Annotated in this window: 16 protein-coding genes and 1 tRNA gene; 12 read left to right on the top strand and 5 right to left on the bottom strand. The window is 70.1% G+C overall.

Going from position 1 to position 13,851, the window contains the following annotated elements:
- The first annotated feature begins 14 nt into the window (after positions 1 to 14).
- Together JOD54_RS05165 and JOD54_RS05160 are read left to right on the top strand one after the other, a co-directional pair.
- Positions 15 to 182, top strand: a complete 168-nt coding sequence (locus JOD54_RS05165) for a hypothetical protein (protein ID WP_204449431.1) — start codon at positions 15 to 17, stop codon at positions 180 to 182.
- 33 nt (positions 183 to 215) lie between these two features.
- Positions 216 to 965 carry a potassium channel family protein gene (locus JOD54_RS05160; protein WP_307859847.1) on the top strand — a complete coding sequence of 250 codons (750 nt, stop codon included), beginning with the start codon at positions 216 to 218 and terminating at the stop codon, positions 963 to 965.
- On the opposite strand, the gene JOD54_RS05155 is transcribed toward JOD54_RS05160, so the two are convergent.
- Positions 931 to 1,968 carry a threonine aldolase family protein gene (locus JOD54_RS05155; RefSeq protein WP_204449430.1) on the bottom strand — a complete coding sequence of 346 codons (1,038 nt, stop codon included), beginning with the start codon at positions 1,966 to 1,968 and terminating at the stop codon, positions 931 to 933. The two genes, JOD54_RS05160 and JOD54_RS05155, sit on opposite strands and share 35 nt — an antisense overlap.
- Before the next feature lie 134 nt (positions 1,969 to 2,102).
- Here JOD54_RS05155 and JOD54_RS05150 point away from each other — a divergent pair, with 134 nt between their 5' ends.
- The 9 genes from JOD54_RS05150 (at position 2,103) to JOD54_RS05110 (ending at position 8,796) form a co-directional block, all read left to right on the top strand.
- Positions 2,103 to 2,621, top strand: a complete 519-nt coding sequence (locus JOD54_RS05150) for a SigE family RNA polymerase sigma factor (protein ID WP_204449429.1) — start codon at positions 2,103 to 2,105, stop codon at positions 2,619 to 2,621.
- 17 nt (positions 2,622 to 2,638) lie between these two features.
- On the top strand, positions 2,639 to 3,391 hold the full coding sequence (locus JOD54_RS05145) for a hypothetical protein (RefSeq protein ID WP_204449428.1): 753 nt from the start codon (positions 2,639 to 2,641) through the stop codon (positions 3,389 to 3,391).
- 26 nt (positions 3,392 to 3,417) lie between these two features.
- Positions 3,418 to 3,999 (top strand): TetR/AcrR family transcriptional regulator, encoded by a 582-nt coding sequence (locus JOD54_RS05140; protein WP_204449427.1) that lies wholly within the window; start codon positions 3,418 to 3,420, stop codon positions 3,997 to 3,999.
- 11 nt (positions 4,000 to 4,010) lie between these two features.
- Complete coding sequence (gene purB / locus JOD54_RS05135) at positions 4,011 to 5,453, top strand: adenylosuccinate lyase (RefSeq protein WP_204449426.1); 1,443 nt, start codon at positions 4,011 to 4,013, stop codon at positions 5,451 to 5,453.
- Positions 5,454 to 5,615: 162 nt separating this feature from the next.
- A complete protein-coding gene (locus JOD54_RS05130; protein WP_204449425.1) occupies positions 5,616 to 6,422 on the top strand; it encodes an ABC transporter substrate-binding protein in 807 nt (268 codons plus the stop codon).
- Complete coding sequence (locus JOD54_RS05125) at positions 6,422 to 7,165, top strand: amino acid ABC transporter permease (protein ID WP_204449424.1); 744 nt, start codon at positions 6,422 to 6,424, stop codon at positions 7,163 to 7,165. The genes JOD54_RS05130 and JOD54_RS05125 overlap by 1 nt, the downstream gene beginning before the upstream one ends.
- Positions 7,137 to 7,865 carry an amino acid ABC transporter ATP-binding protein gene (locus JOD54_RS05120; RefSeq protein ID WP_204449423.1) on the top strand — a complete coding sequence of 243 codons (729 nt, stop codon included), beginning with the start codon at positions 7,137 to 7,139 and terminating at the stop codon, positions 7,863 to 7,865. Before JOD54_RS05125 ends, JOD54_RS05120 begins: the two co-directional genes overlap by 29 nt.
- An 18-nt stretch (positions 7,866 to 7,883) precedes the next feature.
- On the top strand, positions 7,884 to 8,696 hold the full coding sequence (locus tag JOD54_RS05115) for an MOSC domain-containing protein (protein WP_204449422.1): 813 nt from the start codon (positions 7,884 to 7,886) through the stop codon (positions 8,694 to 8,696).
- 16 nt (positions 8,697 to 8,712) lie between these two features.
- Positions 8,713 to 8,796 (top strand) — tRNA-Leu (locus tag JOD54_RS05110).
- On the opposite strand, the gene JOD54_RS05105 is transcribed toward JOD54_RS05110, so the two are convergent.
- The 4 genes from JOD54_RS05105 to JOD54_RS05090 form a co-directional block, all read right to left on the bottom strand.
- Positions 8,778 to 10,532 (bottom strand): recombinase family protein, encoded by a 1,755-nt coding sequence (locus JOD54_RS05105; RefSeq protein ID WP_204449421.1) that lies wholly within the window; start codon positions 10,530 to 10,532, stop codon positions 8,778 to 8,780. The two genes, JOD54_RS05110 and JOD54_RS05105, sit on opposite strands and share 19 nt — an antisense overlap.
- A 126-nt stretch (positions 10,533 to 10,658) precedes the next feature.
- On the bottom strand, positions 10,659 to 12,683 hold the full coding sequence (locus JOD54_RS05100; RefSeq protein WP_204449420.1) for a cell division protein FtsK: 2,025 nt from the start codon (positions 12,681 to 12,683) through the stop codon (positions 10,659 to 10,661).
- Positions 12,680 to 12,997, bottom strand: a complete 318-nt coding sequence (locus tag JOD54_RS05095; RefSeq protein WP_204449419.1) for a hypothetical protein — start codon at positions 12,995 to 12,997, stop codon at positions 12,680 to 12,682. The genes JOD54_RS05100 and JOD54_RS05095 overlap by 4 nt, the downstream gene beginning before the upstream one ends.
- The gene (locus JOD54_RS05090; protein WP_307859846.1) at positions 12,994 to 13,311 is read right to left on the bottom strand and encodes a WhiB family transcriptional regulator; all 318 of its coding nucleotides are present in this window, start codon (positions 13,309 to 13,311) and stop codon (positions 12,994 to 12,996) included. The genes JOD54_RS05095 and JOD54_RS05090 overlap by 4 nt, the downstream gene beginning before the upstream one ends.
- A gap of 151 nt (positions 13,312 to 13,462) precedes the next feature.
- Here JOD54_RS05090 and JOD54_RS05085 point away from each other — a divergent pair, with 151 nt between their 5' ends.
- Positions 13,463 to 13,819: an XRE family transcriptional regulator gene (locus tag JOD54_RS05085; RefSeq protein ID WP_204449418.1), complete on the top strand. Its 357-nt coding sequence runs from the start codon at positions 13,463 to 13,465 to the stop codon at positions 13,817 to 13,819.
- Positions 13,820 to 13,851 lie beyond the last annotated feature (32 nt).

Below are 13,851 nucleotides of genomic sequence, written 5' to 3'. Positions count from 1 at the left end.
AGGCGGCGGACAACATGCTCATCAGGATCATCGGCGCGATCATCGTCATCTGGCTGGCGTTCACCGTGATCGGCTTCGTGTTCAAGGCCATCGGTGCCCTGCTCATCGTCGCCGCGGTGGCGACGGTGGGGGTGGCGGCGTACGGGGCGATCAAGGGGAAGTCCCGGCGGCAGATCCGCTAGCCAGAACTAGCCCGTTCGGGTGAGGATGTCGGGGTGTCTGAGATCCCCGACGAGGGGCGGTTGGCTGGGTGGGAGGCGCGGACCGAGTGGCCGTTGACCGGTCTCGCGGTCGCCTTCCTGGTGGCCTATGCCTGGCAGGTGCTGGGCACCGCCGGTTCGCCCACGGTGCACTGGTGGCTGGAGGTGTGGCTGTGGGTGGTCTGGGCGGTGTTCGCCGTGGACTACCTGATCCGGCTCGCGCTGGCCAGGCGGAAGTGGCGGTTCGTCTGGCGGCACCTGTTCGACCTGGTCGTCGTGGCGCTGCCGATGGTGCGGCAGTTGCGGGCGTTGCGGCTGGTCACCGTGTTCAAGGTGATCAACCGCAGGGTCGGCACCAGCCTGCGCGGGCAGGTGGGGATCTACGTCGGCGGCACGACGCTGATGGTGGCGTTCGGGGCCGCGCTCGCGGTTTTGGACGCTGAGCGTGACGACCCGAACGCGACCATCACGACCTTCGGGGACGCCCTGTGGTGGACGTTGACCACCATCTCCACCGTCGGCTACGGCGACCGGTACCCGGTCACCACCGAGGGGCGGCTGGTCGCCGGGGCGCTGATGGTCGGCGGGATCGCCCTGCTCGGTGTGGTGACGGGTGTGATCGCGTCGTGGTTCGTGGAGAAGATCGCGGGTGCCGAGGCGTCCATCGAGGCGAGCACCAAGGCCGAGGTGGAAGCCCTCCGCGAGGAGATCGCCCTGCTCAGGGCCGACCTCAAGCCGCAGGTGCGGGAGTCTGAGCCGCGGTGATCCGGCGCAGGGCCTCGGTGATGTCCGCCTCCGGCACGTCGCGGTGGGTCACGAACCGGACCCCGCCGGGCACCGCTGTCGCCTGCACCCCGACCCGGTCCAGCCCGGCCAGGGCCGCCGCCGTGTCCGGGACGGCCGCGATGACGATGTTCGTCTCCGGCTTGCCGACCTCCCAGCCCAGCTCCGCGAGACCTTCGGCCAACCGGGCCGCGTTCGCGTGGTCCAGGGCCAGGTCGTCGATGCGCTCTAGAGCCAGCAACCCGGCTGCGGCGAGGACCCCACCCTGACGGACCCCGCCGCCGAGCATCTTGCGCACGCGTCGAGCCTCTGTGACGAAGGACCGCGACCCGGCCACGATCGACCCGACCGGCGCGCCGAGCCCCTTGCTAAGACACACCTGCACCGTGTCCACACCGACGGTCAATGCCGCGGGCGGGACGCCTAGAGCGACCGACGCGTTCCACAGCCGCGCCCCGTCCAGGTGCACCAACAACCCGGCCTCGCGCGCTGCGGACACCAGGCGCGCGTGTTCGTCAGGCGGTGTCACCGAGCCGCCCGCGAAGTTGTGAGTGTTCTCCAGGCAGAGCAGCCGCGTCGTCAGCGCGTAGTACGGCGAGGACTGCGTAGCGTAGGCACGCACGTCTTCAGGGCTGATCCGCCCGGGCCCTGCCGTCCACTCCAGCGGCTGCGGCATCCCCCCGGCCAACCACGCCGAACTGCCCAGCTCCGCCTCCAGCACGTGCGCCGCGCGCGGTGCGAGGAACCGGTCGCCGCGGCGCAGGTGGATCACCATCGCGATGACGTTGCCCATCGTCCCGCTCGGCACCCACAGCGCCGCCGCCATCCCCAGCCTGGCCGCGGTCTCCTCCTCGAGCCTGCGCATGGTCGGGTCGTGGTCGAGCACGTCGTCGCCGACGACCGCGGCCGACATGGCCACCCGCATGGTCTCGTCCGGCTGGGTCACGGTGTCGGAGCGGAGGTCGATTCGACGCGTGTAAGTCACGATCCGATCACACCACAGCGTCGTCCGTTCGGCTGAAAGCGGGGGTGGCGTATGTCTCTGCGGTACCGCGTGCAACCGTTAGCCGGGGCACGTCCGTCCCCTACCCGTAGACAAGACGAGCGGAGAGCGTCCGCGTGGACCAGCGCGAGGAGCAGGAGTTCGCGGAGTACTTCACGGCACGGCGCGACGCCGTGCGCAGAACCGCGTACCTGCTCTGCGGTGACTGGCACCGGGCGGACGACCTCACCCAGACGGCGTTCGTCGCGTTGCACCGCAGGTGGCGCAAGATCCGGGACCGCGGGGCCCTGGACGCCTACGTCCGCCGGTCGGTGCTGCGCGCGATGATCGACGAGACCAGGCGGCCGTGGCGGCGGGAGCGCCACGTCGACGCGGTCCCCGAGCAGGCCACCACCGACACCGACGTCGGTGAGTCGGTGGCGACCCGCTCGGCGCTGGTGGACGGGCTGGCCAAGGTGCCACCGCGGCAGCGGGCCGTGCTCGTCCTGCGGTTCCTCGAAGGGCTCGACGTCGCCGGGACGGCCCAGGCGCTGAAGTGCTCGGAGGGGACCGTGAAGAGCCAGACCGCTCGCGGCCTGGCGACGCTGCGCGACGTGCTCGGCGACGCCGTGGACGACCTGCGGTCGACTTCGTGACGGGGAGGTGGGTGTAGGTGGACGAGCGCAAGATCTCCGAGGTGTTCAACGCCGCGGTCGGCGACGTGCCGCCGCCGTCGTTCGAGCGCGGTGACGTCCTCGCCCGGTCGGCGAGGTTGACCCGCAAGCGCAACGGCCTGATCGCCGGTTCGGCGCTGGGTTTGGCGGTGCTGGTGGGCGGTATCGCCACCGGTGTCGCATTGTGGTCTGGACCAACGGGCGAATCCGGTAACGATTCGGCCGCGCCTGCGCCCGCCACGGTCGCCGGGGGTAACACGAATCGGCCTCTGAACGAGGTACCGGGTGACAGCCCGCGATCGCTGGAATCGAACTCTCCACTGTCGCCGCCCAAGCAGGGGGGCGCGACGGACGGAGATGCTGGCCCTAGGGCCAGCGGCACCCCCGGTGGGTGCGGAGCGGCGGACCGGGAGCTCGCTGCTGCCCTCGCGGGCGAGCTTCCGTCCGCCGTTTCCACCAGCGACGCCAAGCCCTCCCCGCTCGGCTGCCCGGCCGGTGGGCGTTCGGCCGCCTTCGAGATCGCCGACGGCCCGCGCAAGGGCCTCGTGTCGATCATGCTGACCCCCAGCGGTGTCGATCAGATGCTGGCGCCGCCGTGGGCCGACCGCTCCGGCGCGCAGGGCGCCGTGATCAAGACGGCTTCCGGCGCGACGCTCGTGCTCAGCGTCGAACCCGCCGCGGGCTCGGCCGCCCCACCGGTCGTCGGCGACGACCTGCGCGGCATCGGCGACGACCTGGCGGGCAAGTACTGACGCCCCCTCGGCGGCACAATCCCCCCATGACCACCGCCAGCACGCCCAAGGGCGAGCGCCGCAGGCACGCGCTCGTCGTGGCCGCCGTGGAGCTGCTCATCGAGGGCGGCTTCGACGCGGTGCGCCACCGCGCCGTCGCCGAGCGGGCGGGGCTGCCGCTGGCGTCCACCACGTACTACTTCGAGTCGCTCGACGAGCTGATCGCCGCCGCCATCGAGCACCACGGCAGCGCCGAGCTGGCCAGGGGCCGCGCCCGGCTGGAGGCGCTGACCGAGCCGCCGCGCGGTGGTGAGCACCTCGTCGAGCTGATGCTCGACCAGCTCCTCGGTCCGGTCGTCGGCAACGACGCCGAAGCCGTTCTGCTGCGCTACGAACGCCTCGTCGCCACCGGCCGCCGTCCCCACCTGCGGCCGCTGATGCTCGACCTCGGCGCCGAGCTGCGCGCGTTGTTGCTGGACACCGCCGCCCGCGCCGGGGCCGAGATCGACGCCGCCCGGCTGGAGCAGTTGATCGCCCTGGTCGACGGCGCGGTGGTCAACGCGCTCATCGAGGTCAACCCGGACCCGAGGGCGGCGGCGAGGCGAATGCTGCGCGAAGCCCTCGCGTAAGCTGGGCAAACGTGACCGGAGCCCAGCAGAAGCCCAGCATCCCCAACGTCCTCGCCGGACGCTACGCCTCCCCCGAGCTGGCCGCGCTGTGGTCGCCGGAGGCGAAGGTCCGGTTGGAGCGCGAGCTGTGGCTGGCGGTGTTGGCCGCGCAGGCCGAGTTGGGCATCGAGGTCCCCGCCGGGGTCGTCGAGGACTACCGGCGCGTGCTCGACACCGTCGACCTGGGCAGCATCGCGGAGCGGGAACGGGTCACCCGCCACGACGTGAAGGCGCGGATCGAGGAGTTCAACGCGCTGGCCGGGCACGAGCACGTGCACAAGGGCATGACCTCGCGCGACCTCACCGAGAACGTGGAGCAGCTGCAGGTCCGCCGGTCGCTGGAGCTGGTGCGGGTCCGCGTCGTGGCCGTGCTGGCCCGCCTGGCCCGGCTCGCGGCCGAACACGGCGACCTGGTGATGACCGGCCGCTCGCACAACGTCGCCGCGCAGGCGACCACCCTCGGCAAGCGCTTCGCCACCGCGGCCGATGAGCTGCTGGTCGCCTTCACCCGCCTCGACGAGCTGATCGCGCGGTACCCGTTGCGCGGCATCAAGGGCCCGGTCGGCACCGCGCAGGACATGCTGGACCTGCTCGGCGGCGACCAGGACAAGCTGGCGCGGCTGGAGCGCGGCGTCGCCGGGCACCTCGGCTTCGACGAGCACTTCGTCAGCGTCGGGCAGGTCTACCCGCGCTCACTCGACTTCGACGTCGTCACCGCCCTCGTCCAGCTGGCCGCGGGCCCATCGAGCCTGGCCAAGACGATCCGGCTGATGGCCGGGCACGAGCTGGTGACCGAGGGGTTCAAGGCGGGCCAGGTCGGTTCGTCGGCCATGCCGCACAAGATGAACACGCGCTCGTGCGAGCGGGTCAACGGCCTGGCGGTCATCCTGCGCGGGTACGCCTCGATGACCGGCGAACTCGCGGGCGACCAGTGGAACGAGGGCGACGTGTCCTGCTCGGTCGTGCGCCGGGTCGCGCTGCCGGACGCCTTCTTCGCCATCGACGGTCTACTTGAGACGTTGCTCACCGTGCTCGACGAGTTCGGCGCCTACCCCGCGGTGATCGCCCGCGAGCTCGACCGGTACCTGCCGTTCCTGGCCACCACCAAGGTGTTGATGGCCTCGGTGCAGGCCGGGGTCGGCCGCGAGACCGCGCACGAGGCGATCAAGGAGCACGCGGTCGCGGTCGCGCTGGCCATGCGCGAGCGGGGCGCCGCGGACAACGACCTGCTCGACCGGCTCGCCGCCGACGCCAGGATCCCGCTCGACCGCGCCGCCCTCGACGCGCTGCTGGCCGACCGGCTGCCGTTCACCGGGGTGGCGGGCGCGCAGGTCGCCGAGGTCGCCAAGCGGGTCGAGGTCGTGCTCGGCCGGTTCCCCGAGGCGGCGGCCTACGCGCCCGGCGCCATCCTGTAGCGGGCATCACCCAGTAGCGGTCCCGGCATGTGAGAGGTTCGCCCGTTGTTGGCGGACCACCGGGGCACCTGCATACCGTCGGTGACGAACGCGGGCGGGGATCGGACCTCCCCGCCCGCGTGATCCCGTTGTGCGACAAGCACATGACCGACGGAAAGACCGATGAGAACCTCATTGCTGCGCGTAGCCGCGCTCGCCGTTGCCGGTATCGCCGTCACGACCGCGCTGACCGCGTGCGGCTCGTCCTCCGACCAGGGCGCCGCCGCGGGCCCCGGGCCGCAGACGCTGCGGGTCGGCACCCTCGGCGACGCCCCGCCCAACGTCTACCAGGAGAACGGCGTCTACACCGGCTTCGACAACGAGCTGTTCAAGGCCGTCGCCGACAAGGCCGGGTACAAGGTCGAGTTCGTCGGCACCGACTTCTCCGCGCTGCTGGGCCAGGTCGCCAACAAGACCTACGACGCGGGCTCGTCGGCCATCGCGCAGACTGAGGAGCGGCGCAAGACCGTCGACTTCACCGATGCGTACAACTACGAATACATCTCCATCCTGAGCAAGGACAAGGCGATCACCGACGCGAAGCTGCTCGACGGCAAGCGCGTCGCGGTGATCCAGGCCACCGTCGGCGACAAGTACCTGGGCGCCAACGTGCCCGGCGCGCAGGTCGTCCGCTTCCCCAGCTACGACACCGCGATCGCGGGCCTGCGCAACGGTTCCGCCGACGCCTGGGTGGTCGACCTGACCATCGCGGAGAAGTACGCCAAGGAAGACCCGTCCCTCGCGGTCACCGCGACCATCGAGGCCAACGACCTGCCGCACGGTTTCGCGGTGCGCAAGGGCAACGACGAACTGCGCGGCAAGCTCAACGACGGTTTGCGCGCGGTCATCGCCGACGGCACCTGGCAGAAGCTGCACGACAAGTTCATCCCGAGCGTGCCGGTGCCGGACAAGTTCAAGCCGAAGTCCTGATGTCCGACCTGCTCGACACGTTCCTCAACTGGGACTACATCGCCGAGGTCCTGCCCGACCTGCTCACCACCGGCTTGGTCAACACGCTGGTTCTGGCAGGGTTCTCGGCGGTGCTCGGGACGCTGTTGGGGCTGGGGTTGGCGCTGCTCGGCCTGTCGCACCGGCGGTGGCTGCGCTGGCCAGCCCGGGTGTACACCGACATCTTCCGCGGCCTGCCCGCGATCGTGACGATCCTGCTGGTCGGGCAGGGGCTCGCGGTCGTGGCCAGGCCGCTGTTCGGCACGAACCCGTACCCGCTCGGCATCCTGGCGCTGAGCCTGATCGCGTCGGCTTACATCGGCGAGATCTTCCGCGCGGGCATCCAGAGCGTCGACAAGGGACAGTCGGAGGCCGCGCGCGCCCTGGGCATGACGCACACCGCCACGATGGCCAGGGTCGTTGTGCCGCAGGGGATCCGCCGGGTGCTGCCCGCGCTGGTGAACCAGTTCATCTCGCTGGTCAAGGACTCCAGCCTGGTGTACTTCCTGGGGCTGCTGGCTTCGCAGCGGGAGCTGTTCCGCATCGGGCAGGACCTCGCGGCCAACACCGGCAACCTGTCGCCGCTGGTCGCCGCCGGGCTGGTGTACCTGGCGATCACGGTGCCGCTGACGCACCTGGTGAACTTCGTCGACCGCCGCCTGCGCGACGGTCGACCCGTGCGGGGAGGTGACACCCTTGACGAGCTCGAGCCTGCGCGTGGCTGACCTGCACGTCTCGTTCGGCACCCTGGAGGTGCTGCGCGGGGTGGACCTCGAAGTGCCGAGCGGGTCGACCACCTGCGTGATCGGGCCCTCCGGCTCGGGCAAGTCGACCCTGCTGCGGGCGATCAACCAGCTGGAGCGACCCGCGCGCGGCGACGTCCTGCTCGACGGCGTGAGCGTGATCGGCGGCGACCCGGACCGGCTGCGGCGCCGGATCGGCATGGTGTTCCAGCACTTCAACCTGTTCGCGCACCGCACCGTGCTCGACAACCTGGTGCTGCCGCTGCGCTCGGTGCTCCGCCTGTCCAAAGAGGACGCACGGGAGCGGGCGCTGCGGTACCTCGACGACGTCGGGCTCGCGGCGAAGGCGCCGTACCGGCCGTCGGCGCTCTCCGGCGGGCAGCGGCAGCGGGTCGCGATCGCGCGGGCGCTGGCGATGGAGCCGGAGGTGGTGCTGTTCGACGAGGCCACCAGCGCGCTGGACCCGGAGCTGGTCAAGGGGGTGCTGGGGTTGATGGCGCGGCTGTCGGCCAGTGGGATGACCATGGTGGTGGTCACGCACGAGATGGGGTTCGCCTGCTCGGTCGCCGACCAGGTCGCGTTCATGGACCACGGCCGGGTGGTGGAGGTCGGCGAGCCGTCTGCGGTGTTCGGGTCGCCGTCGAGCCCGCGGCTGCGGAAGTTCCTGGACCAGGTGCTGTGATTGGGTAGCGTTGGCGGCGTGGCAACTGTGTCTGAGCTGGTGCGCTACCCGGTCAAGGGCCTGCGCGGCGTCCCGGTGACTTCGGCCGACGTCGTCGAGACCGGTCTGCGCGACGACCGCCTGTTCATGCTGGTCGACGCCGAGGACGGCACCTTCGTCAGCCAGCGCAAGCTCCCCGCGATGGCCGCCGTCGGCGCCGAGCTGGTCGAGGGCGGGCTGCGGCTGTCCGCTCCCGGCACCGACCTGCTGGTGGAGGTCGCGCTCGACGGCCCGGTCCGCGAGGTCAGCCTGTTCAACAAGTGGTTCGGCCCCGCCGTCGACCAGGGCGACCTGGCCGCCAAGTGGTGCAGCGAGGTCCTCAACCGCAGCGTCCGCCTGGTCCGCACCCCCACCACCCACGACCGCGACGGCTGGGGCCTGCACCCCGGCAAGGTCGGCTTCGGCGACGCCCACGCCATCCTGCTGACCTCGGAGTCCTCGCTGGCAGATCTGAACACCAGGATCGAAGCCGCCGGTGCCGACCCGGTCCCCATGGACCGCTTCCGCCCCAACATCGTCGTCACCGGCTGGCCGGACCCGCACACCGAGGACCGCCTCATCCGCCTGCGAATCGGTACCGTCGACCTGGGCTTCTCCACCAGAGCCATCCGCTGCGCCGTCCCCACCGTCGACCAGGTAACAGGAGAGAAGAAGGGCCCGGAACCCACCCGAACCCTAGCCACCTACCGCCGAGACCCAGACCGCCCCGGCGTCAGCTTCGGCGCCAAGTACGCCGTCCTCACCCCCGGCACCCTCGCCCTCGGCGACGAGGTCCAAGTGGTGGAGGGGTAGACTGCCCGCACACCAAGTCCGGGTGGCGGAATGGCAGACGCGCTAGCTTGAGGTGCTAGTGCCCTTAACGGGCGTGGGGGTTCAAGTCCCCCCTCGGACACGCTTACTACCCCTACCAGACCGGATGCTGACGTCGAGCATCCGGTCTTCTGCGTTGTAGAAGAGTTCCAGGTCAAGGGCGGTGTACAGCTCTTGCAGCCGTGCCGGGCTGGCGTCGTTGACTTGGCGGCCGATGGTGTCGAGGTAGTCGATCATGGAGTCGACCTCGGCGGCGCTGGCTGCCCGCCCGGCGGGCAGGGCGTCGAGTTCGATACGGGCCGCGTCCCGTTCGGCCTCTGCGCGGTTTAGTGCGTCGACCAGGGCGGTCGGGTTGGCGCCCGCCTCGATCGCTGCTTGGAGCCTGCGCAGGCGCGTCTCGGCGTCCTTGATGCGGTGGCGGAGGGGTTCGGTGCGGGTGTTGGTCGTGGTGCCGGGTTGTGCACCGACCAAAGCGGCGACGGTGGTGTCTCGGTTCTTGGGGGCTAGTAGGCCGCTGATCCAGTCGTTGAGGTGCGGGAGTACCGCGTTCTCGGGGAGATAGATGTTCTTGGGATGGGTAGCAAGGATCGGCGAGCCTGGCACGATCGAACGCGCGGCGCAGCGGTAGTAGATGCGGTTCTCTCGCGGAGTTCCTTCCATGCGGCGCTCGCAGTGACCACAACGGACCCGACCGCGCAGCGCATAGACACGCTTGGTGGCCTTCGGGCCGCGTTCGAGCTTGGCGCGTGATTCCAGCCCGCCAGCGCCCTTGGATCGGCGGAGTAGTTGGACCTCAGTGAAGGTTTCGACGGACACGATCGCCGGGTGGGCCTGTGTGCGGGATCGGACGATGCGGTCGGGCGATGCGCGGCGGAACTTGGTGACGTGTCCGGCGGCGACGTCGTCCGGGTCGGCTAGGACCTCTTGCTTCACCCAGCGGCCGAATACGGCGTAGCCGGTGTAGCGGGGGTTCTCCAGGATCGACCGGACCGCGCTGGCCTGCCAGCCATCGGCGAGCCGGTGCCGGTTCTGCTCAGGGCGGGCCGCTGAGGGACAAGGGACGCCGTCGCGGTTGAGAGCGTTGGCAATGGCGCGGTCACCGTTGCCGTCGAGGTAGGCGGCGAAGATCCGGCGGACGACCTCGGCGGCTGGCTCGTCGATCACCAGGACCCGCAGGTGGAAGCCCTCGGCGGCCTTGCGTGGGTTCGGGTGGACACCACCGTTGACGGTTACATAGCCGTAGGGAGCCCTGCCGCCCTGGTGGCGGCCCTCGTTGACCACTTGGGCGTCCATCGCCGCTCGGACCCGGGCCTGGACGTGCTGGCGCTCGGACTCGCTCATGCCACCCAGCACGCTCATCAGCATCTTGTGCGACGGGTTGCGCGAGTCGTACTTGCCGCCCAACTCCGGAACCCACAGGTCCACCCCGTACGCCTCGAACCGGGGCGCGATCAGGGAGAACTGGTTGCCGAACCAGCAGCGGGTGCCTTCGCCGACCACCACACCTGTCCAGGTGCGGCCGGGGTCCTTGAGCGCAGCCAGTAGACGGGAACCTTCCTCGCGGCGCTCCCAGGGCACGGATCGGGACTGGCCGATGTCGAAGAAGTCGGCCACGATCCGCCCGCCGAGTGGGCCGATGAACTTGTTGGCGTTGCCGTGCTGCCAGCCGTGGGAGGTATCGGGGTCTTGGTTGTCCTCGGTGGAGCAGCGGCCATAGAACGCCAGGTCGCCGATGCCGTCGTCGACCAGGTCGGTGACCTCGATGCCCATCAGGTCGTCCAGGGTCGACCACGGGTCACGGCTGATTTCAAGAGTCATCGTCGACCTCACTCGGCGGTTCCATGGCGGTCAGCTCGACCAGTATGACAAGAAGCGCTCGACAAGCGCGCTGGTTCAGCGCAGGTAGGTCAGCCGGGAAGCGCACGACCAGGTCATCTGCGCCGTTCATGACTCGTCGCCTGATGAGCTGAAATCACCAGACAGGGCGGCGGCGCGGATATCTGCGGTGAGGTAGCCGCGGACCCGCCTGACCTCGCCGTCCTCCATCGGCGTGCGGTTGCGCACTGGGCGACAGCCCAGAGTCGCCATCTGTCGGGCGAGCGCGGTGGGTTCGACGGCGAGTGCGTCCGCCAGCTCCGACGTGGGGACGAACTCGCGCGATTCCAGGTCGTCCCCGAGGTAGCCCACGACCGCGTCCAGCGGTTCCGGCAGCCCGTCCGGCCGCCATACCGGACCGACACCCGAGCCGATGGCCTTGGCCGCTGCCGCGTGGTCCAAGACCAGCGTGGCGTCTTGCCCGGCGGCATGACCGGTCAGCGTGCCTTCGGCCTCCCGTAGCTCCCGGCCGCGCGCGCAGATGGCTCTCCAGTCCTCGTTGGGCATGTAGTAGGTCCGCACGGTCACCGCGAGCCCATCGGTTTGCGTCTCGCCGTCCGGCCGGAGGATGCCCACGCCCTTGTGCGCGGCGAGTAGGCGGCTGCTGTCGTACCCACGGGTGTTCATCTGTTCCCCGAGCACGATGTTCGAGTCCCGCCAGTCCATCACTCGTAGTGCGAACCGTGAGCCCAGAACTGCCCGCAGCCCGGACGGGATGGTCTTGGAGTCCGGGCGTTGCGTGGCCAGCACCAGCACGAGCCCCGCCGCTGGCCCCTTCTTCGCCAACCAGGTCAGCAGCTCGCCGATGTACTCGCCCGCCGTGACCCGCCGGTCCTGCACCTTGATCAGCGTCCGGTCCTCCAGCGGCACCTGGACCTCATCCACGAACAGCGCGGTAACCGCGAACCCCGGGTCGCGCGACATCGCCGGAGTCACCTTCGACTCGGGACATGTCACGTCGTCCAGCGTGCGCATCCGCCGATAGCGGGCCTGCACCTCGCCGACCAACTCGATCAGCCACCCAACCAGCGCCACCACGTGCTCAGCTTCATCGCCGGACATGAACCGGTGCGCGACCTGTCCGGCGGCGTCCCAGTCCTTGCCTGCCTTGAAGTCCGCCACGTACAGCCGCGTACGCGGGTCCAGGATCAACCCCGCCGCCGCCAGCCGAGCAGCGAACGTCTTGCCCTGACGCGGGATCGCACCCACCAGAAGCGACGTCCACACCAGAGGCAAGTCCACCCGCCGGTCCCGCGCATCCCGACCGAACGGCACCGGCCGCCACGCGTCCCACCGCTCCGCCTCCAGCAACGGCGTGCGCACCGGCGGAGTCGCGTAGGGATCGGCGTCGGCTACCCACATCGCCACCCGCCCGGCATGGCCACCGTTGCCGCGCACCCGCTCCACACTCAACTGGACCTCATCCACCGCCAGCGCCGACGCCAACGCGTCTCGGTTCCGGATCACGTCCGCCGCCTTGCGCGTCGCGGGTAGGTCGACCGTCACCGCCCACCCGGCCCCATCGCGCCGCGCCCGCTCGACCAGCCGCAACGACTCGTCCTTGCCGATGAGCTTCGCGTCCCGGAACGCATCGATCAGCACCTGCGGATCCATCGTCCACGTCAACGCCCGCGGCCCCGCCAACACCGCCCGCCGCCCCGGACTCCCCTCACGACGCCGCCCCAGCACCGCCAACCCCACAGCCGCCACGGCGACCATCTCCCACAACACCCCATAGACCAGATCCAGCACCGCCACCAAGACCACGCTGGCGACGACCACACCCGCAGTGACCTTCCACCGGAACAACGTCAACGTCCGGATCGGCTCGAACTTGTCCGCCAACTTCTCCGACGACTCGGCAGCCTCCCGGTAGTCCCGCACCGTCACCCATCGACGCCACCACCGGGCCACCGCGACCAGCCCCCGCACCACGGCACCCACGAACCGCCACGGCGCGACCAGCACCACCGCCAGGAAGCCCCGCCAGCTCTTGAGCCACACCGGCACCCAGGTCGACCGCCGCCACCACGACACCCGGCGGACCTGCAGCAACTCTCCGTCCTGCACGGCGCGCTCCAACTCGCCGCTCATCGCCGCCGCCTCGACGTATCGACCGTGGTCACCGTCAACGCCCTGGTCAGCGCGTACGCCGCGAACAACGCGGGCAACCCGAGCACCGCCAGCAGCAACCACGGACTCCCCGGGTGCGTGATCACCACCCACTGAACCGCCACGATCAACCCGGCGTTGAACAGCACCCGGCCGACCAGCGACACCAACCGCGCCCCGCTCCTGGTCGCCTCCGCCGCAGCACGAGCCCGCCGCACACCAGAACGCCACACGCCGAGCAGCACTAGCAGCCCACCTACCCCACCGAGCACCTGAACCGTCGTCAGTTCGATCACGACAGCGGCCCCCTCTCGAACCGCTCGCCCCGGCGCAACCAGTGCGGATACAGCGCCCGCCGGTCCTCATCCCCCAGCCCGCCGAACACACCTACCGTCGCCTCACCGGATGTGCGCAACTCCAACTCCAGGCACTCGTCCCGCACCGGGCACCCTGCGCACATCCGGGCCGCGACCTCGCGATCCGTCCCCGACCAGTCCGGCTCCACCATGTCGCCGTCCTGGCGAACCACCTCGTCCAACACCGACGTCGGCACCCACCGCAGCCGGTCCAGACTCCACGCGATCCCGATCAACCATCGCTCGTCGCTCACAACGCACCCATCAGTTCGAGAATGATTTAGAACCGCTCGAAAGCGGTAAATAGAGCGCCGCGTGGGCGCGTTCGTCCGCCGCGTCGTTTGACCGGCGCGCTAAGAGGTCAAGGCGCTAATGTCGGCCGCGAGGCGGAGCACGGAGGAATGCGTGGCGGAAGACTGGGCGGCAGTCGCGAGGGTCATCAACGAGCGCGCCGACATACTCGGCCTGCGCCAACGTGAACTCGCCGAACGCTCGCAGGTCTCCCAAGCCATCGTGCGGGAGTTGCAGCTCCACACCGTCGAACGCCGCCGCAGCGCCCGAACGCTCGAAGCCCTGTCCGTGACGCTGGGCCTGCACCCGCAGCACCTCGACGCCGTGCTGAACGGCCGCACCCCGCCCTTGCCCGATCCAGTAGTGTCCAGACTGGACAGTCTGGAAAGGCGCGTCGCCGAGATCGCCACCGTGCTCGACGGCATCCAAGCCGATCTGCGCGCGGTACTGCGCAATACCGGTGGCGAGTGAGGTGCTTTCCATACCTCTGATTCAAGGCCGAA

Source organism: Actinokineospora baliensis, assembly GCF_016907695.1.
Taxonomy (GTDB): Bacteria; Actinomycetota; Actinomycetes; order Mycobacteriales; family Pseudonocardiaceae; genus Actinokineospora; species Actinokineospora baliensis.
The sequence above is the reverse complement of the archived record's forward strand: the minus strand, read 5'-3'. Positions and strand labels throughout refer to the sequence as shown.

Excerpts from the sequence above, each read along its gene's own strand:
- JOD54_RS05165 (WP_204449431.1), top strand. The coding sequence starts at position 15 with ATGCTCATCAGGATCATCGGCGCGATCATCGTCATCTGGCTGGCGTTC.
- JOD54_RS05140 (WP_204449427.1), top strand. The coding sequence starts at position 3,418 with ATGACCACCGCCAGCACGCCCAAGGGCGAGCGCCGCAGGCACGCGCTC.
- JOD54_RS05130 (WP_204449425.1), top strand. The coding sequence starts at position 5,616 with ATGAGAACCTCATTGCTGCGCGTAGCCGCGCTCGCCGTTGCCGGTATC.
- JOD54_RS05125 (WP_204449424.1), top strand. The coding sequence starts at position 6,422 with ATGTCCGACCTGCTCGACACGTTCCTCAACTGGGACTACATCGCCGAG.
- JOD54_RS05105 (WP_204449421.1), bottom strand. The coding sequence starts at position 10,532 with ATGACTCTTGAAATCAGCCGTGACCCGTGGTCGACCCTGGACGACCTG.
- JOD54_RS05100 (WP_204449420.1), bottom strand. The coding sequence starts at position 12,683 with ATGAGCGGCGAGTTGGAGCGCGCCGTGCAGGACGGAGAGTTGCTGCAG.